This window comes from Pseudomonas bohemica (genome assembly GCF_002934685.1).
Classification (GTDB): Bacteria; Pseudomonadota; Gammaproteobacteria; order Pseudomonadales; family Pseudomonadaceae; genus Aquipseudomonas; species Aquipseudomonas bohemica.
Map to the genome: position 1 here is coordinate 55224 of NZ_NKHL01000116.1, position 20646 is coordinate 75869.

Sequence of the window (20646 nt, forward strand, 5' to 3'; positions counted from 1 at the left end):
GGCATGTCAGGTTTCGATCTTTCCACTTCGTTCACCGGTCAATATTTCATCGTCACCGGCAGCACTCAGGGGCTGGGCGCCGCGGTGGCGCATACCCTGGCCCGGCGTGGCGCCGCGGGTCTGATCATCTGCGGACGCAGCCGGGACAAGGGCGAGCAGCAGGTTCGGCAACTGGCCGAACTGGATTGTCAGGCATTCTTCGTCGAAGCCGACATGGAAAACGTCGATGACTGCCGCCGGGTAGTCGCCGCTGCCAGGGAGCATTTCGGCACCGTGCACGGGCTGGTCAACTGCGCGGGGATGTCCGATCGCGGCAGTATCATCGACACCTCACCGGAGCTGTTCGACCGCATCTTCGCGGTCAACGTCAAAGCGCCGTTTTTTCTCATGCAGGAATGCATCAAGCTGATGATCGCCACCCAGGTCGAAGGCTCGATCGTCAGCATCCTCAGCGTGTCCGGTCATGGCGGCCAGTCGTTCCTCACCGCCTACGCTGCGTCCAAGGGCGCGCTCGCGATCCTGACCAAGAACGTCGCATTCAGCACCTTGCGCAATCGGATTCGCGTCAACGGCCTGAATATCGGCTGGATGGACACCCCGCACGAAGACCAGATACAGCGCCAGTACCATGGCGCCGACGACGGCTGGTTGCAGCGTGCCGAGGCTCAAGCGCCGTTTGGCCGTCTGCTCAAACCGCAGGAAGTGGCCAACAGCGTTGCCTATCTGTTGTCCGATCAGTCGGGCCTGACCACCGGCGCGGTGATCGATATGGAGCAGGGCATTATGGGCTGCGGCGACGGCTCGACCCCGCGCCCTGATGCGCCGCTGACCCTGGATGGGGTGACCGGAGCAGGCCGGTGAGCCTGTTCGCCAGCGCGGCAGATATCGATGTTCAGGCGTTCGCCGCGCTGTGCGAACGACAGGTGAATGCCGCTGATTACCCCCATGCCCAGGAGGTGATCAGTCGAGTGGTGATCTACCACGCGGACACCCTGCGCAACGCCATGTGGCATGAGCGCAGGGCGCTGATGAGCGAACTGCACGGTCTGTTTCGTGACGGCCCCGGGGTGCTGGTGGTGCGCGATGCTTACCCTGACACGGCAGTGATCGACCGGCACAGCGACGTGTTCCGGCAGATCATCGCCGAGGAGGCGGCGAGCGTGGTGCGCGCCGATCACTTCGCCAAGGCCGGGGCCAATCAGCGGATCTGGAATTCCTTGCAGAAGGCCGCCGAGCACTCGCCGGATTCCTTCATCGAGTACTACGCCAATCCATTGCTCGGATTGCTCGCCGAGGCCTGGCTGGGGCCGTATTTCCAGGCCACGGCGCAGGTCAACGTGGTCACGCCGGGCGGACAGGCGCAGCAGCCGCATCGGGACTACCACTTGGGTTTTCAAAGCGACGAGGTGGCTGCGCGTTTCCCGTTGTCGCTGCATTGGCTGTCGCAGAACTTGACCCTGCAAGGGGCTGTCGCGCATACCGACATGCCCCTGGAGAGCGGGCCGACCTTGCTGCTGCCGTTCTCGCAACTGTACGAGCCGGGCTACCTGGCCTGGCGTGATCAGCGCTTCATCGATTACTTCGCCAGCCACGCGATTCAGCTGCCGTTGAGCAAGGGTGATCTGCTGTTCTTCAACCCGGCGCTGTTCCATGCGGCGGGCACCAACCGCACGGCCGATCAATACCGGATGGCCAACCTGCTGCAGATTTCCTCGGCGTTCGGCAAACCCATGGAAACCGTCAATCGCGAGCGGATGATGCTGGCGCTGTATCCGCTGTTATTGAAGCGAGTGGAGCAGGGCGAACTGGATGATGAGGAACTGCAGGCGGTGGTTGCGATGAGCGCGGATGGCTATTCGTTCCCGACCAATCTGGACACCGACCCGCCACTGCACGGTATGGCGCCGCAGACCGGGCAACAGTTGCTGGAACAGGCGTTGCACGAGCGGTGGGCAATGGACAGGTTTGCTGAGGCGGTGGCAGCCATGAGGAGCAAGCGCCTGGCGTGACTGCCATACGCTGGCTTTTGATTCTGATTCTGCCCAGGGGCGTAGGCACGCGGCCAGAATCAAGAGCACAGCGGCGGGTCGCCTAGATATTCTCCGGCGTCACAATCTGCAACGGCACGCACACCCGATGCCGTTGCGGATCTATCTCGGTCACGCTGGGAAGTTCCACCATCAGCTGGATCAGCTCCTTGGCGATCAGCTGCGCTTGTGAGTCGATGACCAGTGTCACCAACCCCTTGCGCATGGCTTGACGCGACTCCACCGTCGGCTCGTGCAGGATCACGCACAGCTGCGGGCGTTGCGGCGTCGCGGCCAATGCGCTGATGACTCCTTCGACTCCGCCACCGGCGACATAGATACCGCGCAGGTCCGGATAACGGGCCAGCAGATCAAGGGTGGCTTCTTCGGTAATCGCGCCATTGTCCAGGGTGACGATCGCAGGCAACACGCGAAACTGCGGCGCCTTCTCTTCAAAAAAACTGCGCAGGCCGGCTTCTCGCTGTTCATGCCCGAGAAACCGGTGCCCCCCAAGCATCACCGCCACCGTGCCACCTTGAGCCGGACAGCCGTGAGCAATCAACCAGCCTGCGGTGCGACCCACTTCATGGTTATCCGTGCCGACGTAGGCGCTCGGCGCACGCGTGCGCAGTTCGGTCAACAGCGACACCACATGCACGCCTTGCTGGCGTACCTGCTCGATCGCCTCGATGATCAGCGGGTGCTCGAAACTGACCAGTGCCAGACAATCGCACTGCTGCGACAGTCGATGAATCTGCCCCACGATCGACTGCGGCGAGCGATCGTGAATCAGCTCGACATGACAGACAATGTTCGCCGCGCGCGAGTCCCGCGCCTGCTCGACGATAGCGTCGCTCAGGGTCTTGTAGAAGGTTTGCGAGGTGCCTAGCAGCAGGATGCCGAAGTGGTAGGCGGGCTTCTTTTCATTGATGCGTTGCGAGATCAGCCGCGCGGCGAAATAGCCCACGGCTTGCGCGGCCGCATGAACTTTTTCCGCCGTTTGCGGATTGACCGGCGCGCGTGCGTTGAGCACCCGATCGACAGTGGCGACGCTCAGGTTGGCATGGTGGGCAACCGTGGCAATGGTCGGTCTTTTTTTATTGTTCATAAGCCCTCTTGATCACGGCGCTCTGGCCAGTTCGAGGTGCCGATTCTTATGGCCTTGATAGAAAACTATCAAGCGCAATCAGGGCTGGATGATAGCTTGAGAGAGAATACTTTCAAGCGCTTGTTGTGGGCATTGCGATCTCTATAGTTTGAATCAGCGCAATCGTTTATCGACGCGATATTCATCATCCGGAGAACAATAACAATGTCCCAGATATTCTTAGATCCTGATCGTTATGATCCTCAACGCGCAAAAGATTACAGCCTGACCGGCGAACAGGCACAACGTGCCGAAGAGGCGGGTCTGGTCTCGGCGGTCTGGTACCAGTGCCCGGTGCCGCGCAAACGCATGAAGGAGTTGATGCAGCGCAACGACGGTCGGGCGATCCGCGATACAGCCATCTGGCTGGGTGCGATGATCCTCAGCGGTTGGGGCGGCTATGTGTTCTGGGGCAGCGCGGCCTGCGTGCCGTTCTTTCTGGTGTACGGCCTGTTATACGGCACGGCTGCCAACTCGCGCTGGCATGAAACCGGTCACGGCACGGCGTTCAAGACCCGCTGGATGAACGACGTGGTCTATCAGATCGCCTGCTTCATGGTCATGTACGAGCCTCAGGTCTGGCGCTGGAGCCATGCCCGGCATCACACCGACACCATCATCGTTGGCCGCGACCCGGAGATCGTAGAGCCCAGGCCGCCACGCTTGAACATGATGTTGCTCAAGCTGCTGTCGCTGCCCCATGTCTACACCATTTTCAAATCGCTGTTTCTGCACGCAACCGGACAGATGAGCGCAGAGGAGAAGACCTTCGTTCCCGAATCCGAATACCCGAAGGTCTACCGCACCGCGCGGATCTGGCTGGCCCTGCACGCAGCGGTGATCGCCCTGGCGCTCTACCTCAATTCCTGGCTGCCGATGATGTATGTGCTCTTGCCGACCATGTACGGCGGCTGGTTGAGTTATGTGTTCGGCCTGACCCAGCATGTAGGCCTGGCCGAAGATGAACTGGACCATCGCAAGAACTGCCGCACGATCTATATGAATCCGGTGTTTCGTTTCTTTTATTCGGACATGAACTATCACCTGGAACATCACATGTTTCCGATGGTGCCTTATCACGCCCTGGCCAAACTTCATGAAGAAATAAAAGACGATTGCCCGCCGCCTTATAAAAGCATCGTCCAAGCCTACCGGGAAATCATTCCGACCCTGCTCAAACAGCGCAAGGATCCCACGTACTACATCAAGCGCCCGATTCGCGAATCCGCATCGCAGGCGGCTGCCACACCGGAACATGGGCCAGTTGAGCGCGAGACACCCGAGCCTCGGCAGTCGGCATTTAACTGAACATTCAACGAAGCATCCACCCGCCAAGAACAAGAGAGCACTGCCATGAGCAATCAATGGGTAGAGGTTTGCCACGTCGACGATATCGATGAAGAAGATGTCATCCGCTTCGATCACGAGCAGAAAACCTACGCGGTGTACCGTTCGCATAACAGCGAATACTTCGCCACCGACGGCCTGTGCACCCATGAAAGGATTCATCTGGCCGACGGTCTGGTGATGGACTTCGTGATCGAATGCCCCAAACACAACGGCCGCTTCGACTATCGCAACGGCAAGGCGCTGAACGCACCGGCCTGCGTCAATCTGAAGACCTATCCGGTCAAGGTCGAAGCGGGCATGGTGTTGCTCGATACCCAAGGGCAGGGCGCGGCATGAACCTCTCAGAGACCCTCGTCATTGTCGGCGCCGGGCACGCTGGGGGGCGGGCGGCGCTGACCTTGCGTGAGGCCGGGTTTGCCGGGCGCATCGTGCTGATCGGGGACGAAGCGCACCTGCCGTACGAGCGCCCGCCGTTGTCCAAGGCGCTGCTCAAGGGCGAGTCTTCGCTGGCATCGTGCAGCCTGTTCAGCGAGGCCAGTTTCATCGCGTCCGGGATCGAGCACTTGAGCGGGGTTCGGGTGACCGGCATCGATACGGTCCTGCACTCGGTCACTCTGGATACTGGCGTGTCGCTGACTTACAGCAAGCTGTTGCTGGCGCTCGGAGGGACGTCTCGGCGCCTTGAACTGGCGCAGCATCAGCTCAGTAATGTGCATTACTTGCGCACCTTCGATGAAGCGGTAGAGCTGGAAAAACGCCTGACCCCCGGCACGCGGCTGGTGGTGGTCGGTGGTGGTTTCATTGGCCTGGAAGTCGCCTCCAGCGCGCGCGATCGGGGGTGCGAAGTGACAGTGCTGGAAGCCGGTTCGCGACTGGCTGCGCGTGCATTGCCCAAGCGCGTGTCCGAGGCATTGCTGACCCTGCATCGCCGCAAAGGCGTGGTGGTTCGGCTCGGTGCGCAGATCGAAGCACTGCACGGCGAAGACCGGGTTGAATCGGTGCAGTTGCCCAGCGGCGAGCGGGTGCCCTGCGACGTGCTGCTGGTGGGGATCGGCATGCAGCCGAGCCTGGAACTGGCCCGTCAGGCGGGGCTGGATACCGGCAGCGGGATCAAGGTCGATAGCTTTTTGCAAACCAGCGCGGCGGACGTCTACGCGGCCGGTGACGTGTGTGAGTTCGCCCGTGGCGACGGCGTGTTTCATCGGCAGGAAACCTGGCGCAACGCCGAGGCCCAGGGACGATTGGCCGCATTGAATATGCTCGGTCATCAGCAGCCGTTCAGCGCTGTACCGGGCTTCTGGTCCGATCATTACGAGTTCGGCTTGCAGACCGTCGGCATGCTGTCAGCCGACGCGCAGGTCATCGAGCGTGAGGGCGTGGAGGGCGGGTTTCTACTTTTATACCTGGACCGCCAATCGAAGCTGGTGGGCGTCAGTGGCTGGGGTGCCGGGAACAGCATCGCCAAGGACATCAAGCTGTGCGAGCGATTGATCGAAAGCCAGTCGGTGTTGCCAGCGGAGCAACTGGCCGATGCCAGCGTTTCGCTCAAAGGCCTGTTGCGAGGTGCCCATGCCTGAGCCCAAGCCTGATAAGTCGCGGGAACGAGAGTTTGTGGTGTTTCAGTCGATGTGGGCCATGCAGAACGATCAGGGTCTGCTGCCTTCGTCGCTGGAATCGCAACTGACAAAAATCGCCGAAGCCGGGTTCGACGGCATTACCGATCACTTCTATGAACCTTTGGCGGCGCGCGAATTGTCACGTCTGGCGAGCGGCTTCGGGTTGCAGATCGAGGGCCAGGTATTTCCTCGAACCATCGACGACTTGCAGCCCGCCCTGGAAGTCGCCAGTGAATATGGCTGTCACCACCTCACCATTCAGGCCGACAGCCGACCTCGCAGCTTGAAGCAAGCCTTGCGTCTGTTGGAAGGCTGGCAGCGTCTGGCTGAGCAGGTCGCCTTTCCGGTGCTGGTGGAGACCCATCGATATCGGCTCACCAACGACCTGCATTTCACGCTCGGTCTGCTCGAGGAACTGCCCGATCTCAAGCTGTTGGCGGACCTGTCGCATTACGTCGTCGGCCGTGAAATTCCACTGCCGCCTGGCGCTGACGATCAGCAGCAGATCCAGAGCATTCTGCGCAACAGTTGGGGCTTTCATGGGCGTGTGGCCAGTTGCGAGCAAGTGCAGGTGCCAATCAGCTTTGCGCAACACAGGCCATGGGTCGAGCTGTTCAGCGATTGGTGGAAGCGGGGGATCGAGGATTGGCTGGGTCGCAAGCAGGTGGCTGGCAGCCTGTCGTTCACCTGTGAATTGGGGCCGCCGCCGTATGCCATTACCGACCGGTTTGGCCGGGACATCACAGATCGGTGGGAAGAATCGTTGCTGATGAAGGATCTGGCACGACAGCTCTGGTCCGGCTGTACGCAATCTCTATAGGAGCGCGCTTGCCCGCGATTGCAGTGTCCGCCAGATTGGCGTTGCCTGACCCAGCGCAATCGCGGGCAAGCGCGCTCCTACAGCGACGAAGATAGGTCGTAAGATTTGCCACGCTCTATGCTGTCCTGATTGAAACCGGCTTGTTGCACAATCCCCTTATCTCGACGAACCCGGACACCAGACGCTGGATTTGTTCGCCAGTGCTGCCAGCCACTGACCGAGGAGTTCCCATGTACAAAGACTATCCAGCGGCCTATCAGGTCAGCAAAGGCGCGGCGTTGCAGGTCGACACGGCATTTTATGAACGTATTCGCCAAAGCCCGGACAGTCGCACGCTGGTGGAGCAGTTCGAAGTGCCGATCCGCACCGGCAGGGCGTGGAAGGTCAAGGCCGGCCAGGTGTTTCGCGTGACGACGCCGGTCGGTCCGCAAGTGGGTGACTTCAACGTCTGGAACGCCAACGACCCGCGGGAACGCCTGTGGGCTGCACGCACCCGACAACTGCAAGGCGCCCACGTCACGACCCACGACCGGCTGTGGTCAAACCTGCCGTTCCTGCGCCCGCTGGTCACCATCACCGACGACAGTCTGGCCAGTTACGGCATCGACGAACACGGCGGCCGTCTGCATGACCTGCTTGGTACCCGCTGCGATCCTTACGTGAACAAGATGCTGACCGGCGAGGATTTTCACCATCACTGCCACTCCAACCTGACCCGCGCCGTGCTGCCCCACGGCCTGACCGAATTCGACGTGCATGACGTGCTCAACATCTTTCAATGCACGGGGCTCAATCACGACGACATGTACTTCATGAAAGCCTGCCCGGCGCAGCAAGGCGATTACCTGGAATTCTTCGCGGAAATCGATCTGCTGTGCGCATTGTCAACCTGTCCGGGTGGCGACCTGTCGCTGCCGATGTGGGGGCCTGAGGCGCAGGATCCGCTGAGCGTTTGCCGGCCGTTGGGGGTAGAGATTTATGACCTCGACACGGCGTTATTGCAGGGCTGGGAACAGCCGAAACGTGCGCAGTACAACGGCTTGCATGGGCTGAAAATCGCCAGGGCGGATTGGGAAATTCAAGACACGGATTATCCAAGTGAGCTCTAGCAGCACCGCTTGCCGGCGGTAGCGATCCCAATGCCTGCCGCCGCCAGCAAGCCTGCTGCCAGGAAGAGAGATGAGGCGAAAATTCAAGCATCCCGCAACAGGTCGTGGGCATTGAGCAGGCTCCAGGCGATTTCCGGGCGTTTCTCGAGGCCCCTGCGGATCGCGGCGGGGATCGCGGCGCGGGTCTTGCGGCACATGCCTGGCAGGTCGGCGATGTCGATGGCGATGCCGCGCATGCTGCGCACTTCATTGAAACCCGGCGCGATTTGCAGACGAATGCCGAGTTGTTCGTACATGCGCCGTTGCATGTGCTCAAGGTCCGTCAGGCTGGCAATGTTTTCCAGGCGCTCAAGTAGCCGTTTTTCCTCCTGCCGGGTCAGGCAGAGGATGCGCTGATCGGTGTCGGCGCTTTCCAGCAGGCGCTCGCGGTCGCAGACACAGGCGCCAGGCGGGCAGGGTGAGCGGATGGGCAAGGTGGCAGTCATGGGCTCCGATCATAGCGATGCGCACTGGGGATTTACAGCCGTCTGTCGGTAGGGCGCAGGTGAGTGTCAGTACGATTAATTTGGTAAGGCCAATATCAATAAAAATTAATTGGCCTTGCCAATTGCGAAATCGCTGTGTAGTTTTTCCAACCGTGCCCGCTCCGACCTCCTGGGGCCATCTCTATGAGGCAGGGCAGCGCTTCCAGGGTCACAACAACAATCGATCGATCCCGGCCAGCGGCGTCTTATCGCTGTCCGGCTTGCCTGGTCTGGAGAACACCACATGCTTACCGTCGTCTGCGAAACACCCGGTTCCCTGTCGGCGCAGGATCGCCAGAAGCCTGAACGCCGGCCTGGCGAAACCCTGGTCAGAATCAAGCGCGTTGGCGTCTGTGGCACCGATCTGCATATATTCAATGGCAACCAACCGTTCCTGGAATACCCGCGGGTGATGGGCCACGAGTTCTCTGGCATCGTCGAGCAAAGCGAGGCCAGCAGCGGCCTTACGCCGGGCGACGTGGTGTATGTCATGCCCTATCTGTCCTGTGGCGATTGCATTGCCTGTCGCCAGGGCAAGACCAATTGCTGCGTGCGCATTCAGGTCCTTGGGGTGCATCGCGACGGCGCCTTCACTGAATTCCTCAGCCTGCCTCACGCCTTCGTGCTCAAGGCTGATGGCGTGACGCTGGATCAGGCGGCGATGATCGAGTTTCTGTCGATTGGCGCCCATGCGGTGCGTCGTTCGGACATCCAGAAAGGCCAGCGCGCGCTGGTGGTCGGCACCGGACCGATCGGTATGGCAGTGGCGATCTTCTCTCGGTTGCGTGGCGCCGCTGTCACCGTGCTCGACACCCGCGAGGACCGCCTGAGTTTCTGCAAACAACACCTGCAGGTGGATTGCGCGGTGCTGATTGGCGAAAGCGACAAGCAGCAACTGGAGCGACTGACCGATGGCGAGTTCTTCGACGTGGTGTTCGACGCCACCGGCAACGCCAAGGCCATGGAGCGAGGTTTCGAGTTTATTGCCCACGGCGGCAAATACGTGCTGGTGTCCATCGTGCGCGACACCATCAGCTTTTCCGACCCCGAATTCCATAAACGCGAAGCGACGCTGATGGGCAGCCGCAATGCCACGGTCGAGGACTTCCGCCATGTCGAGCAGTGCCTGCGTGACGGACTCATTCCCGATGCCGCGCTCAACACTCATCGTATGAAACTCAGTGAGGTGCCTGAACGCTTTCAGCGCTTGCTCGACCCTGCCCAGGGCGTGGTGAAAGCCATTATCGAATGCTAGGAGGGCGCTGGATGAGCCATTCCATGTTTAAACCGATCCTGCAATTCGGCACCAGTCGCTTTCTTCAAGCCCACGTCGATCTGTTCATCTCCGAAGCGCTGGGCAAAGGCGAGGCACTGGGCAAGGTCACCGTGGTGCAGACCACCGCCAGCACCGACAGTGCTCGGCGAGTACAGGCGCTGTCCAGCGGGGAGGGTTATCCGGTGCGGATTCAAGGGTTGGAAAACGGGCAGGTGATCGATGAGCGACACTGGTCTTCATCGATCGAAACCGCGTTGCAGGCAACGCGGGACTGGCGGCTGATTCGCCGGGGCTTCGTCCGCGATGTGCAGGTGGTGATTTCCAACACCGGCGACAAGGGCTATGTGCTGGATGCGGCAGATACGTCGGCACTGCTGGCGGAGGATGCCGCGGCACCGATCGGTTTTCCGGCCAAGTTGCTGGTGTTGCTGCATGACCGATGGCAGCGCAACCCCACTGCGTCGTTGTCGTTGTTTCCCTGCGAGCTGGTGCCGCGCAACGGCGATGTGTTACGGGATCTGCTGGTCAGCCTGGCGCAGAACTGGAACCTTGACGCCGCGTTTGCCGGCTATTTGCGCAACACCTGCCGCTGGGCCAACTCGCTGGTCGACCGCATCGTCTCGCAACCGATTCAGCCGGTGGGTGCAGTGGCCGAGCCTTATGCGATCTGGGCTATCGAACGGCAGGAAGGCTTGCTGCTGCCCTGTGTTCACCCCTGCGTGGTGCTCACCGATGAGCTTGAGCAGTACGAGCAGTTCAAATTGTTCATGCTCAATCTGGGCCATAGCTGGCTCGCCGAGCGCTGGCGGATTGAGGGACGGCCCGTCGATGAAACCGTGTATGAAGCGATGAATGATCCGTTGCTGCGGCAGAGCCTCGAAGATCTGTGGTCGCAGGAGGTGTTGCCCGTATTCGCCGCCAAGGGGGCGCTGGCGCAGGCGCGGGATTACTTGGCGAGTGTGCGCGAACGTTTCCTCAACCCGTTTCTCAAGCATCGGATCGCCGATATCGCGCAGAACCATGAAGAGAAAAAACGACGCAGGTTTTTGCCTGTCCTGGAAATGGGAGAGCGTGTTGCGGGGTTGCAACAGCCGAGGTTGAGGCGAGCGCTAGGGGGTTGAATCTGTAGCCGCACGGTATGCCGGCGGTGGCGGTACGCAAATCGATACCGCCGGCAAGCCGGACCGCCGCAGGGGCGAAGCAGGCAAACGCCTGTGATATGCTCCGGCGCAACTGACGGAACGTGATTCATGACCGCGCCAAGCCTTCCTCCCGAACGCCGCCTCTACCAAATTACCGCTGACCGCCTGCGTGAGCACATCCGCAAGAATGGCATCAGGCCCGGTTCGCGCTTGCCCCCTGAACGCGATCTGGCGCAATTGCTCGGGGTCTCGCGGCCCTCGTTGCGTGAAGCCCTGATTGCGCTGGAGATCGAAGGCAGCGTCGAGATTCGCATGGGCTCGGGCATTTACGTCTGCGAGCATTTGCTGGGGGTGAAGGGCAGGACCCGTACACTGGGCGAAAGTCCGTCCGAACTGATGCAGGCCCGCGCCTTGATCGAGGGCGAGTGCGTGATGCTTGCCTGTCTTCACGGCACCAAGGCCGATTACCGCTACCTGCAGACCTGTATCGAGAAGATGCGCGAAGGGGCCTTCAAAGGCGTGCCAGCGCTGGACGATGACCGCAAGTTTCACCAGCGCCTGGCGAAGATGAGCGGCAACTCGACGCTGGTGCGCATCATCACCTCGCTGTTCGAGGAGCGCTACAGTCCACTGACCGCCCACGTTAGCGAACACTCCGAGACCCGCGAAACCTGGGCCATGGCCGTGGCCGAACACGAGGCCATTCTCAAGGCCGTGCAGGCCCGCGACTTGATCGGCGCCCAGACCGCCATGCGCGAACACCTGCGCCAATCCGAAGCGCGCTGGCTGGACGGGATGGATGCGGAGCAGTAGTGGGTCTATGCCAGGTCATGGCCTCAACCCTTTACTCGGTGGGGTTGTGCCAGGTTATGGCTCCAACGCTCAACCCTGTAGGAGTGAGCTTGCTCACGAATGCTGACGTTAAGACCCTGCATCTGCTGTGAATGTACAGACCCTTTCGTGAGCAAGCTCACTCCCACAGCTGCCACGGGAAAGGCGTAGGTTCAGTGTGCCGTTGGCAAACCCTTGCGAATCCCTTCCCACAACCCGTTCAAATACACCGCTCCCAAGGCACGGTCGTACAGGCCGTAGCCCGCCTTGCCGGTTTCGCCCCAGATCATGCGGCCGTGGTCGGGGCGGTAATAGCCCTCGAAGCCGGTCTCGACATAGGCTTTGACAATCTCGGCCATGTCCAGCGAGCCATCTTCGGAGCGGTGCGCGGTTTCGAAGAAGTCGCCCGCCGCATTGACCTTCACATTACGCAGGTGGGCGAAGTGAATCCGCCCCTGGCCGGCGAACTCCCGGACCAGCGATGGAATGTCGTTGCCAGGGTCGGCACCCAGGGACCCCGAGCACAGGGTCAAACCGTTGGCCGGATCGTCGACCATCGCCATGACCCGCGCCAGATCCTCACGGTTCTTCACCACCCGTGGCATGCCGAACATCGAGCGCGGCGGGTCGTCCGGGTGCAGCGCCATTTTGATCCCTGCATCACGGGCGACCGGAATGATGCGTTCGAGAAAATACGCCAGGCGTTCGCGCAGGGTTTCTTCACTGACTTGAGCGTATTCGTTGATCAATGCGCGCAGGGTCTCGGGTTCATAACTGACGTCCCAGCCCGGCAGGCTGATGCCCTCGTCGAGGTTGGCCTGCTCGATGACCGCAACGTCGAACGCCAGGGTGGTCGAGCCGTCCGGCAGCTCCATCGCCAGGGTCGAGCGCGTCCAGTCGAACACTGCCATGAAGTTGTAGCAGACCACCTTGACCCCGCACGCGGCGAGGTTACGCAGGGTCTGGCCGTAGTTCTCGATCAGCCGGTCGCGACCGGGCAGGCCACGCTTGATGTCTTCGTGCACCGGCACGCTTTCAATCACCTCGAGTTCCAGGCCATGGGCGTTCACGGTGGCTTTGAGGTCGGCGATTTTCGCAAGCGGCCAGACCTCGCCAACCGGGATGTCGTAAATCGCCGACACCACGCCGGTCATGCCCGGGATCTGGCGAATGTACTGCAGGGTGACGGGGTCGCTTGGCCCGTACCAACGAAAGGTCATCTTCATGGCTGAGTCCTTGTTCTTATCAATTTCGTGGTTATGAATTTCGTCACCCGCGAGGCTGCGCACAGCCGCGTGCAAGGCGCGTAGACGCTGGGTGGTTGAAGCATAGATTGGTCAGGCCAAATTATGCAAATGGCGACCGTTGAGCGAGAAACCTGCTTAAAAAACCGGTTTACGATTTCCATAACCCGGTTTTCGGGTCTAGTATCGGCTGCATTCGGATATTTGGTCAGGCCAATTTCGGTTTTCGATGAGGTGCCATTTCATCGAAATACCCTTTGTAAATCGGCGCCCAGCCCCTGTCCGAACCGTGCACGAAGTCTTACTCATAAAAATAATCAGGAGGACTCGCTATGCAGAAAGGTCGTTGGTTGGTCATTTTTCTATGCTTCCTTGCCGTAGCCATCAATTACATCGACAGGGCCAACCTCGCGGTGGCCGCTCCCTATATCCAGAAAGAACTCGGTTTGGGCTCAGGGCAAATGGGCCTGCTGCTCAGCGGTTTCTTCTGGACCTACGCCTTGATGCAAATGCCCTTTGGCTGGTTCGTCGACAAAGTCGGCGCGAAGATCGCGCTGCCTCTGGCGGTGGCGTGGTGGTCGGTGTTCACGGCGGCAACGGCCGTGGCCAGCAGCCTGGCGGCGATGTTCGGTTGCCGGTTGATGCTCGGCATAGGCGAGGCGGGGGCTTACCCGTCCTGCGCCAAGATCGTCAGCCAGTGGTTCGACGTCAAAGAGCGCGGTTTTGCCACCAGCATCTTCGACAGCGGTTCGCGGGTCGGCTCGGCGCTGTCGATTCCAGTGGTGGCGCTGATCATCGAACTCTGGGGGTGGCGCGCGTCGTTCATGATTACGGGCGCCGTGGGAGTGATCTGGGTAATCGGCTGGTTCCTGATCTACAAGGAGCCGAATGCCGTTGCCGCGATCGAACAGCATGAAGCCGGCAAAGCCGCGACGCTCGCGGCGCGGCCCAGGGTCAAGTGGGTGTCGCTGTTTCGTCACCGCACCTTGTGGGGCATGATGCTCGGCTTCTTCTGCCTGAACTTCGTGATCTATTTTTTCATCACCTGGTTCCCGACCTATCTGGTTACCGAGCGCGGTTTCTCGCTGAAGTCGCTGGGCACGTTGGGCACCATTCCGGCGATTGCGTCAGTGGTCGGCGGCTGGATCGGCGGCCTGACTTGCGACGCGCTGTATCGCCGGGGCTGGAGCCTGACCGCTGCGCGCAAGACCTGCATCGTCGGCGGAATGTTGATGTCGTCGAGCATTTCACTGTCCGTATTCACGGAAAACACCTATGTGATGCTGGCGTTCTTCAGTCTGGCTTATGCGAGCCTGGCGTTCGCCGGGTCCTGTATCTGGTGCCTGCCGGCTGACGTCGCGCCAACCCCGGCGCACGTGGCTTCGATTGGCGGCATCCAGAACTTCGCGTCCAACACCGCCGGGATCTTCATCACCACCTTCACCGGCTTCATGCTGGTGATGAGCAATGGCTCGTTCACAGCACCGCTGATGACCGCCGGGGCGTTCGCGCTGTTGGGCGCGTTCAGCTATCTGTTCATCGTCGGCAAGATCGAGCCGCTGTCGATCACACCGGACCCGTTACCGGCAGCCGATGCAACGGCTGCCGCGCAACACACCTGATGTCTGACCGGGTGCGGCGTACTCAGCGCCGCACCCATCAAGCAGCTTCGGCCTTGACCGCCGCCCGGATCGCTTCCAGCAGCATCATGCACGCGGGGTTGTCGTTGTCCGAGCGCCACACCAGATGCAGCTCGCTCTGCACGCCTTCGCCCAGATCGATGTCGCGAAAAACCACGTTCTTGAACACCACGTTGGCGGCGCAGCGGGGCACCAGCGCCAGGCCCATCCCCGCATTGACCAGCGCCAGAATCGTCAGCGAAGAACCCAGCCATTGCACATATTCCGGAGCGACCTGAGCCGAGCGCAGGGTGCCGGTCAGCAGTTCGTTGAACGGCGGATAAGCTGAGTGCGAATACATCAGGAACGGCTGGCCATCCAGGTCTTGCACCGAGACCGAATCGGCAGTGGCCAACGAATGGCTGCCGGGCACCGCCAGTACGAAGGGCTCGCGCACCAGACATTCGGCTTCGTAGCCCGTCTGCAACAGTGGCGCGCGGACGATGCCCAGATCGATGCGTCTGGCCCGCAGCGCTTCGTGTTGCGAGTAGGTGTTCATCTCGGTCAGAGAGATCTTCACATGGGGCTGATTCAAGCGCGCTTCGGCGATGACTTTAGGCAGGAATTCATACACCGCACTGCCGACGAAGCTGATGGTCACCGAACCGATGTCGCCTTCGGCGAAGCGGCGGGCGGCAAGCGAGGCCTGCTGTGCGCGTTCGAGCAGGTTTTGCGCCTCGATGAAAAACGCCCGACCGGCAGCGGTCAGTGCCACGCTGCGCGTGCTGCGGGTAAACAACTCAACGCCCAGATGATGTTCCAGCAGTTGGATCTGCCGACTCAGAGGTGGCTGAGTCATGTTCAGGCGTTCGGCGGCGCGCCGGAAATTGAGCTCAGTGGCCACCGTAACGAAGCAGCGCAATTGGGCGAGTTCGAACATTGATATATTCCGGGTATCAATCAACAGTCAATCTAGATTAGACGGGAACAATAGCAGCGTCCATCATCGACCCATCCCCAAAAAAACAATGAACGGGAGTTGCCTCTTGAATAATGTCCATCCCGCCGCGGACGTCTCGGTGCTTGCACGTGCGGCTTGCAAGGTGAAGCGGCATGTCCTGCCGCTGTTCGTCATCATGTTCATCGTCAACTACATCGACCGGGTGAACATCGGTTTCGTGCGCAGCCACATGGAAACCGACCTGGGCATCGGTGCCGCCGCTTACGGGCTTGGCGCCGGGCTGTTTTTCGTCGGCTACGCGCTGTTCGAAGTCCCCTCCAACATGCTCCTGCAACGCTTCGGCGCCCGCGCCTGGCTAACCCGCATCATGCTCACCTGGGGCGCGGCGGCAATGGCCATGGCCTTTGTGCGGGGGGAAACCAGCTTCTATGTGCTGCGTTTCATCCTCGGTGCCGCCGAAGCAGGATTCTTCCCCGGCATCATTTACTACTTCACCCAATGGCTGCCTTCCAGCGAGCGCGGCAAGGCGATGGCAATCTTTCTCAGCGGCTCGGCGGTGGCTTCGGTGATCTCGGGGCCAGTGTCCGGCGCGTTGCTCGGCATCGACGGTCTGAGTCTGCACGGCTGGCAGTGGATGTTCCTGATTGAAGGCTTCGCCTCGATCGTCCTGTGCGGTTTCGTCTGGTGCTGGCTGCAGTCCCACCCCAGCGAAGCGAAGTGGTTGAGTGAAGAAGAGAAGCAAGCGCTGACCACGGCGGTGGAACAAGAGCAGCGCGCCCGGGAGGCAGCGCAAGTGGTCAAGCCCTCGATGTTCAAGCTGCTGGCTGACCGGCAGATCCTGCTGTTCTGCTTCATCTATTTCTCGGTGGCACTGACCATTTACGGCGCCACTTTCTGGCTGCCAAGCATGATCAAGAAAATGGGCAGCATGAGCGACTTCGACGTCGGTCTGTTCAACTCCATCCCCTGGATCATTTCGATTGTCGCCATGTACGGCTTCGCAGCGCTGGCCGCTCGCTTCAAGCATCAGCAGGCGTGGGTCGCCGTGACGCTGGTGATCGCCGCATGCGGCATGTTCATGTCCACCACGGGCGGGCCAGTCTTCGCCTTCGTCGCCATCTGCTTCGCAGCGATCGGTTTCAAGGCGGCGTCCGCGCTGTTCTGGCCGATCCCTCAGGGCTATCTGGATGCGCGTATCGCGGCGGCGGTGATCGCGCTGATCAACTCGGTCGGCAACCTGGGCGGCTTCGTCGCCCCGACTGCATTCGGTTTTCTCGAACAGACTACAGGCTCCATTCAAGGCGGCATGTATGGTCTGGCGATCACTTCGCTGGTGGCTGCCGTGGTGATTTTCTTCGCCCGTATGACGCCCAAAGGAGAGTCGCGGGATAACTCTCGTCGCGGCCAGAGCCGCCCGCCAGTTGAGAAAACGGTTTCACAGCGCGTTGCCGTCGCCTTCACTTCCACTCCAAGCCTCAAACCCTGATCGACCGGGAGAAGTCTTTTGAAAATCACGCGTGTCACCGTCACCCCGATTGCCTTTCGTGATCCTCCACTGCTCAATGCCAGCGGCATTCACGAACCCTTCGCCCTGCGTTCGATCATCGAGGTGGAAAGCGACAACGGTTATATCGGTCTGGGCGAAAGCTACGGCGATGCCCCGGCGCTGGCGATCCAGCAGCAATTGCAGAACCGGTTGATCGGCCTGGATCCATTCAACCTCAACCAATTGCGTGAAGTGGTCAAAGCCACGGTCGCCGCCAACAAGCCTGCCAGCATCGCCGGTGCCGAGCTGGCGCCTGGTTCCCACGCCAGTAAAGCGGTGAGCAACGCCTATTCGGCCTTTGAGGTGGCGTTTCTCGATCTGCAGGCGCGCTCGATGAACCTGCCGCTGGTGGACCTGCTCGGCGGCGCGGTGCGGGATCAGGTGCCGTTCAGCGCCTACCTGTTCTTCAAATACGCACAACACGCCGACTCGCCTTATGCGCCAGACAGCTGGGGCGAGGCGTTGAGCGAGGAACAGATCGTCGCCCAGGCCCAGCGCATGATCGAGGCGTACGGTTTCAAGAGCATCAAGCTCAAGGCCGGTGCACTGGATCCGGAGCATGAAGTGTCGTGCATCAAAGCGCTGAAAAAGGCCTTTCCCGGTTATCCACTGCGCATTGACCCGAACGGCAACTGGTCGCTGGAAACCTCGATTCGCATGGCCGAACTGCTGGGCGATGACCTGCAGTATTACGAAGATCCGACGCCGGGGCTGGACGGCATGTCCGAGTTGCACAAGCGTACCGGTCTGCCGCTGGCGACCAATATGGTGGTCACCGATTTCGACGAGTTCCGCCGCAGCGTGGCGTTGAACAGTGTGCAGATCGTCCTTGCCGATCACCATTATTGGGGCGGTCTGCGTGACACTCAGGCGCTGGCGAAAATGTGCGAAACCTTCGGCCTTGGCGTGTCGATGCACTCCAACTCGCACCTGGGCATCAGCCTGATGGCGATGGCTCATGTGGCCGCGGCGGTGCCGAATCTGGACTTCGCCTGCGACACTCATTACCCGTGGCAGGAACCGGACGAGGAAGTGATCAAGGGCGGCAAGCTGCCGATCGTCGACGGTTGCGTGAAGATCACCCGCGAGCCTGGCCTCGGTCTGGAGCTGGACTATGACCAGTTGGGCAAGCTCAATGACCAGTTCCTGAGCTGCGGCATACGCCAGCGTGATGACGTCAAGCAGATGCAGAAATACAAAGCGGACTGGAAGGCCGTGAAGCCGAGGTATTGAGGCCATGCGCGGCCTGTAGCGAGTGACTCGCTGGCGGTAGGGAGAGGGATTACGTTACCCCAGGCACGCCGTAGCGCTACAGGGGCAGCTCCTTTGCAAGCTAAAAATCGAACGCTCAGGTTGTCCAGACCTCGAAAGAACAGACCCCGCAGAAGTTCTGGAGAGACGAAGATGATCAGTGCGCGCAAGACGTTGATGCCTCTGTTGTTTGTCGCTGTGATTGCTGCATCGAGCGGCGCCATGGCTCAGTATCCCGACTCATCACCTATGATGCTCGCCGCGTCCGGCGGCGGGGGAGGTGCTGGCGGCTCGGCAGGAGGGGCAGCGGCGGGCGGCGGCGCTGCGGGCACCGGGGCAACCGGGACGAACGGCAGCAATAGCGGCAACACCAACGCCACGGGGACTAACGGCACCAACAGCAGCAGCACCAATGCAACGGGTACCAACGGCAGCAATAGCGGCAACACCAACGCCACCGGCACCAACGGTACGAATGCCAAGGGTACCGATGCCACGCATACCAATGGCAGCAACAGCAGCAGCACCAACGCAACTGGCAGCAATGGCACCAACAGCAACAGCACCGATGCCGCTCACACCAACGGCAGCAACAGCAATAACACCACGGCGCCGGGCAACGGTAGCAACACATCGGGCGCACAGAACGGAGGGAACGAGAGCAGCGTGGGCACCACCAATCCTGCGTTGAGACCCGGGACCGGGGTTGGCGGCTCGTCTTCGGCCCCTTCGTCCAGCGGCACCAGCGACCCCCTGCAACAACAGCGTCAGCAAAGCGGGGAAAGGATGATCATGGAGCGCAAGGGGCAGGTGCAGGAAAGTAATTGAGAGGCTCGTTCCTGAGCGCACAGACGGCCCCTATGGCAGTCCGGGCTGGCACCGATCATGAAGCCAACACCGCAAGCTGTGCTGCTACAGATCGTTAGCGCCGACTAAACGCATTGCCGTTGGGATGCCGTCATATCGTCTATCCGACTGGCGCCCCGCGCACAAACCATCCATTCAAAGCACGTCCGTTCAATACCGCCAAATCCCACCACGACACTATGGCTCCAACGCCTGTCTGCGGCTCACACGGTCCGCGGCAGGCCGTCCATGATGAGTGGTGTGCGATGAGCTATTCAACCTTCAATGATCGCGTCCTTGACCTGGGGCTTCTGTTCCTGCGGGCCAGCGGTGCGCTGTTTCTGCTCTTCGTCCACGGCCTGCCCAAGCTGCTGCACTTCAAGACGCAGCTGTCGCTGATCGAAGATCCTTTCCATATGGGGCCATCGCTGACCCTGAGCATGGCGATATTTGCCGAGGTGCTGTGTCCGATGCTGATTCTGACCGGCGTACTGGCGCGACTGGCATGCCTGCCCATTCTCTTCCTGCTGTTGGTGGCGCTGGTCGTGGTGCACAGCGAGTGGAGCGTGGACCAGGGGCAGTTCGGCTGGTTGCTGATCATCATTTTCACCAGCGTGTTGATTGCCGGACCTGGCCGTCTGGCGCTCAACTTTCGCCTTCCCGGAGCGCTTCGCTATGCCTGAATCCGTCCTGTCCGCCGACGCGATCCCTACCTCCAGCTTGTCGGCTGACGAGATTGTCACGCTGGTCGTCAAACACCGTGTCAGGCAAGGCCTGGAGGCTCGGTACGAGGCCTGGTTGCGGCGCATCGTCGCGATTGCCGGCACCTATCCGGGACATCTGGGGGTCGACATCATTCGTGGCAAGTTCGAGGGCCTGCACATGTTCACCTGTGTGCTGCGTTTCTGTTCCACCGACGCTATGCAGAGTTGGCTGGATTCCGCCCAGCGCCGCGAACTGGTGGCCGAAGCCTCGCCAATGCTGGCTGATGGTGACTTCACCGAGGTCAACCCTCACAACGAATTCTGGTTCGTTCCGGCCAGTGAAAGCCCGCCGCCGCGCTGGAAACAGGCCTGCGTGACGTTTCTGGTGATTTGCCCGCTGACCCTGCTGATTCCTCTGTTGTGGGGCCCGGTGTTTCGTGCGGTTCCTATATTGGGCCATTACGTGATCAGTACCGCGCTGGTGACCGTCACGATCGTCTTGCTGGTGGTGTACCTGTTGATGCCCCAGGCGACCCGACTGTTCGCCCCTTGGCTCAATGCCAGACCCGCTTCTGCGCCGGGCGCGGACCATGAAGGGTGACCCGCCCGTCCCCCAGCATAGCCCCGACCGTC

The 20646-nt window shown here is 60.8% G+C and carries 20 protein-coding genes; 16 read left to right on the forward strand and 4 right to left on the reverse strand.

The annotated features are described in order from the left end of the window. Positions 1-3 precede the first annotated feature (3 nt). Together CE491_RS21010 and CE491_RS21015 are read left to right on the forward strand one after the other, a co-directional pair. Entirely contained in the window at positions 4-861 is an 858-nt protein-coding gene (locus CE491_RS21010) for an SDR family oxidoreductase (RefSeq protein ID WP_110950265.1), read from the forward strand. Beyond that, positions 858-2009 (forward strand): phytanoyl-CoA dioxygenase family protein, encoded by a 1152-nt coding sequence (locus CE491_RS21015; RefSeq protein ID WP_110950266.1) that lies wholly within the window; start codon positions 858-860, stop codon positions 2007-2009. The genes CE491_RS21010 and CE491_RS21015 overlap by 4 nt, the downstream gene beginning before the upstream one ends. Before the next feature lie 82 nt (positions 2010-2091). Here the strand turns inward: CE491_RS21015 and CE491_RS21020 are convergent, their stop codons facing one another. After that, a complete protein-coding gene (locus CE491_RS21020; protein WP_110950267.1) occupies positions 2092-3135 on the reverse strand; it encodes a LacI family DNA-binding transcriptional regulator in 1044 nt (347 codons plus the stop codon). Between the two features lie 204 nt (positions 3136-3339). Here CE491_RS21020 and CE491_RS21025 point away from each other — a divergent pair, with 204 nt between their 5' ends. The 5 genes from CE491_RS21025 (at position 3340) to CE491_RS21045 (ending at position 8069) form a co-directional block, all read left to right on the forward strand. Further along, positions 3340-4482, forward strand: a complete 1143-nt coding sequence (locus tag CE491_RS21025; RefSeq protein ID WP_110950268.1) for a fatty acid desaturase family protein — start codon at positions 3340-3342, stop codon at positions 4480-4482. Between the two features lie 45 nt (positions 4483-4527). Next, positions 4528-4860: a MocE family 2Fe-2S type ferredoxin gene (locus tag CE491_RS21030; RefSeq protein WP_110950269.1), complete on the forward strand. Its 333-nt coding sequence runs from the start codon at positions 4528-4530 to the stop codon at positions 4858-4860. Further along, complete coding sequence (locus tag CE491_RS21035; protein WP_110950270.1) at positions 4857-6101, forward strand: NAD(P)/FAD-dependent oxidoreductase; 1245 nt, start codon at positions 4857-4859, stop codon at positions 6099-6101. Before CE491_RS21030 ends, CE491_RS21035 begins: the two co-directional genes overlap by 4 nt. Continuing rightward, positions 6094-6960, forward strand: coding sequence for a sugar phosphate isomerase/epimerase family protein (locus CE491_RS21040; protein ID WP_110950271.1), 867 nt, complete (start codon positions 6094-6096; stop codon positions 6958-6960). Before CE491_RS21035 ends, CE491_RS21040 begins: the two co-directional genes overlap by 8 nt. A gap of 230 nt (positions 6961-7190) precedes the next feature. After that, on the forward strand, positions 7191-8069 hold the full coding sequence (locus CE491_RS21045) for an urea carboxylase-associated family protein (RefSeq protein WP_110950272.1): 879 nt from the start codon (positions 7191-7193) through the stop codon (positions 8067-8069). Positions 8070-8152: 83 nt separating this feature from the next. Here the strand turns inward: CE491_RS21045 and CE491_RS21050 are convergent, their stop codons facing one another. Beyond that, a complete protein-coding gene (locus tag CE491_RS21050) occupies positions 8153-8554 on the reverse strand; it encodes a hypothetical protein (protein WP_110950273.1) in 402 nt (133 codons plus the stop codon). A 283-nt stretch (positions 8555-8837) separates the two neighbouring features. Between CE491_RS21050 and CE491_RS21055 the strand changes: the two genes are divergently transcribed. From CE491_RS21055 to CE491_RS21065, 3 genes are all read left to right on the forward strand, one after another. Continuing rightward, positions 8838-9848 (forward strand): zinc-binding alcohol dehydrogenase family protein, encoded by a 1011-nt coding sequence (locus CE491_RS21055; protein WP_110950274.1) that lies wholly within the window; start codon positions 8838-8840, stop codon positions 9846-9848. A gap of 23 nt (positions 9849-9871) precedes the next feature. After that, positions 9872-10990 carry a mannitol dehydrogenase family protein gene (locus CE491_RS21060; protein ID WP_234407642.1) on the forward strand — a complete coding sequence of 373 codons (1119 nt, stop codon included), beginning with the start codon at positions 9872-9874 and terminating at the stop codon, positions 10988-10990. A gap of 129 nt (positions 10991-11119) precedes the next feature. After that, entirely contained in the window at positions 11120-11824 is a 705-nt protein-coding gene (locus tag CE491_RS21065) for a FadR/GntR family transcriptional regulator (RefSeq protein ID WP_110950276.1), read from the forward strand. 191 nt (positions 11825-12015) lie between these two features. Here the strand turns inward: CE491_RS21065 and CE491_RS21070 are convergent, their stop codons facing one another. After that, positions 12016-13068, reverse strand: coding sequence for a mannonate dehydratase (locus tag CE491_RS21070; RefSeq protein WP_110950277.1), 1053 nt, complete (start codon positions 13066-13068; stop codon positions 12016-12018). Positions 13069-13418: 350 nt separating this feature from the next. On the opposite strand from CE491_RS21070, the gene CE491_RS21075 reads away from it, so the two are divergent. Beyond that, a complete protein-coding gene (locus CE491_RS21075) occupies positions 13419-14708 on the forward strand; it encodes an MFS transporter (RefSeq protein WP_110950278.1) in 1290 nt (429 codons plus the stop codon). Between the two features lie 37 nt (positions 14709-14745). Here CE491_RS21075 and CE491_RS21080 read toward each other — a convergent pair whose 3' ends face one another. Then, on the reverse strand, positions 14746-15645 hold the full coding sequence (locus CE491_RS21080; RefSeq protein WP_110950279.1) for a LysR substrate-binding domain-containing protein: 900 nt from the start codon (positions 15643-15645) through the stop codon (positions 14746-14748). An 88-nt stretch (positions 15646-15733) separates the two neighbouring features. Here CE491_RS21080 and CE491_RS21085 point away from each other — a divergent pair, with 88 nt between their 5' ends. The 5 genes from CE491_RS21085 to CE491_RS21105 all read left to right on the forward strand — a co-directional run bounded on the left by CE491_RS21085 (position 15734) and on the right by CE491_RS21105 (position 20614). Continuing rightward, positions 15734-17152, forward strand: a complete 1419-nt coding sequence (locus tag CE491_RS21085; RefSeq protein ID WP_324881517.1) for an MFS transporter — start codon at positions 15734-15736, stop codon at positions 17150-17152. Between the two features lie 18 nt (positions 17153-17170). Beyond that, the gene (locus tag CE491_RS21090; protein WP_110950280.1) at positions 17171-18445 is read left to right on the forward strand and encodes a glucarate dehydratase family protein; all 1275 of its coding nucleotides are present in this window, start codon (positions 17171-17173) and stop codon (positions 18443-18445) included. A gap of 171 nt (positions 18446-18616) precedes the next feature. Continuing rightward, positions 18617-19291: a hypothetical protein gene (locus CE491_RS21095; RefSeq protein WP_110950281.1), complete on the forward strand. Its 675-nt coding sequence runs from the start codon at positions 18617-18619 to the stop codon at positions 19289-19291. Positions 19292-19575: 284 nt separating this feature from the next. After that, positions 19576-19992 (forward strand): DoxX family protein, encoded by a 417-nt coding sequence (locus CE491_RS21100; RefSeq protein ID WP_110950282.1) that lies wholly within the window; start codon positions 19576-19578, stop codon positions 19990-19992. After that, positions 19985-20614, forward strand: a complete 630-nt coding sequence (locus CE491_RS21105; RefSeq protein ID WP_110950283.1) for an antibiotic biosynthesis monooxygenase — start codon at positions 19985-19987, stop codon at positions 20612-20614. The genes CE491_RS21100 and CE491_RS21105 overlap by 8 nt, the downstream gene beginning before the upstream one ends. Positions 20615-20646: the final 32 nt, after the last annotated feature.

What these genes read in the sequence shown, in the direction of transcription:
- CE491_RS21010 (WP_110950265.1), top strand. Translation starts at nt 4, where the DNA reads ATGTCAGGTTTCGATCTTTCCACTTCGTTCACCGGTCAATATTTCATC.
- CE491_RS21020 (WP_110950267.1), bottom strand. Translation starts at nt 3,135, where the DNA reads ATGAACAATAAAAAAAGACCGACCATTGCCACGGTTGCCCACCATGCC.
- CE491_RS21025 (WP_110950268.1), top strand. Translation starts at nt 3,340, where the DNA reads ATGTCCCAGATATTCTTAGATCCTGATCGTTATGATCCTCAACGCGCA.
- CE491_RS21030 (WP_110950269.1), top strand. Translation starts at nt 4,528, where the DNA reads ATGAGCAATCAATGGGTAGAGGTTTGCCACGTCGACGATATCGATGAA.
- CE491_RS21035 (WP_110950270.1), top strand. Translation starts at nt 4,857, where the DNA reads ATGAACCTCTCAGAGACCCTCGTCATTGTCGGCGCCGGGCACGCTGGG.
- CE491_RS21040 (WP_110950271.1), top strand. Translation starts at nt 6,094, where the DNA reads ATGCCTGAGCCCAAGCCTGATAAGTCGCGGGAACGAGAGTTTGTGGTG.
- CE491_RS21045 (WP_110950272.1), top strand. Translation starts at nt 7,191, where the DNA reads ATGTACAAAGACTATCCAGCGGCCTATCAGGTCAGCAAAGGCGCGGCG.
- CE491_RS21050 (WP_110950273.1), bottom strand. Translation starts at nt 8,554, where the DNA reads ATGACTGCCACCTTGCCCATCCGCTCACCCTGCCCGCCTGGCGCCTGT.
- CE491_RS21055 (WP_110950274.1), top strand. Translation starts at nt 8,838, where the DNA reads ATGCTTACCGTCGTCTGCGAAACACCCGGTTCCCTGTCGGCGCAGGAT.
- CE491_RS21060 (WP_234407642.1), top strand. Translation starts at nt 9,872, where the DNA reads ATGTTTAAACCGATCCTGCAATTCGGCACCAGTCGCTTTCTTCAAGCC.
- CE491_RS21065 (WP_110950276.1), top strand. Translation starts at nt 11,120, where the DNA reads ATGACCGCGCCAAGCCTTCCTCCCGAACGCCGCCTCTACCAAATTACC.
- CE491_RS21070 (WP_110950277.1), bottom strand. Translation starts at nt 13,068, where the DNA reads ATGAAGATGACCTTTCGTTGGTACGGGCCAAGCGACCCCGTCACCCTG.
- CE491_RS21075 (WP_110950278.1), top strand. Translation starts at nt 13,419, where the DNA reads ATGCAGAAAGGTCGTTGGTTGGTCATTTTTCTATGCTTCCTTGCCGTA.
- CE491_RS21080 (WP_110950279.1), bottom strand. Translation starts at nt 15,645, where the DNA reads ATGTTCGAACTCGCCCAATTGCGCTGCTTCGTTACGGTGGCCACTGAG.
- CE491_RS21085 (WP_324881517.1), top strand. Translation starts at nt 15,734, where the DNA reads ATGAACGGGAGTTGCCTCTTGAATAATGTCCATCCCGCCGCGGACGTC.
- CE491_RS21095 (WP_110950281.1), top strand. Translation starts at nt 18,617, where the DNA reads ATGATCAGTGCGCGCAAGACGTTGATGCCTCTGTTGTTTGTCGCTGTG.
- CE491_RS21100 (WP_110950282.1), top strand. Translation starts at nt 19,576, where the DNA reads ATGAGCTATTCAACCTTCAATGATCGCGTCCTTGACCTGGGGCTTCTG.
- CE491_RS21105 (WP_110950283.1), top strand. Translation starts at nt 19,985, where the DNA reads ATGCCTGAATCCGTCCTGTCCGCCGACGCGATCCCTACCTCCAGCTTG.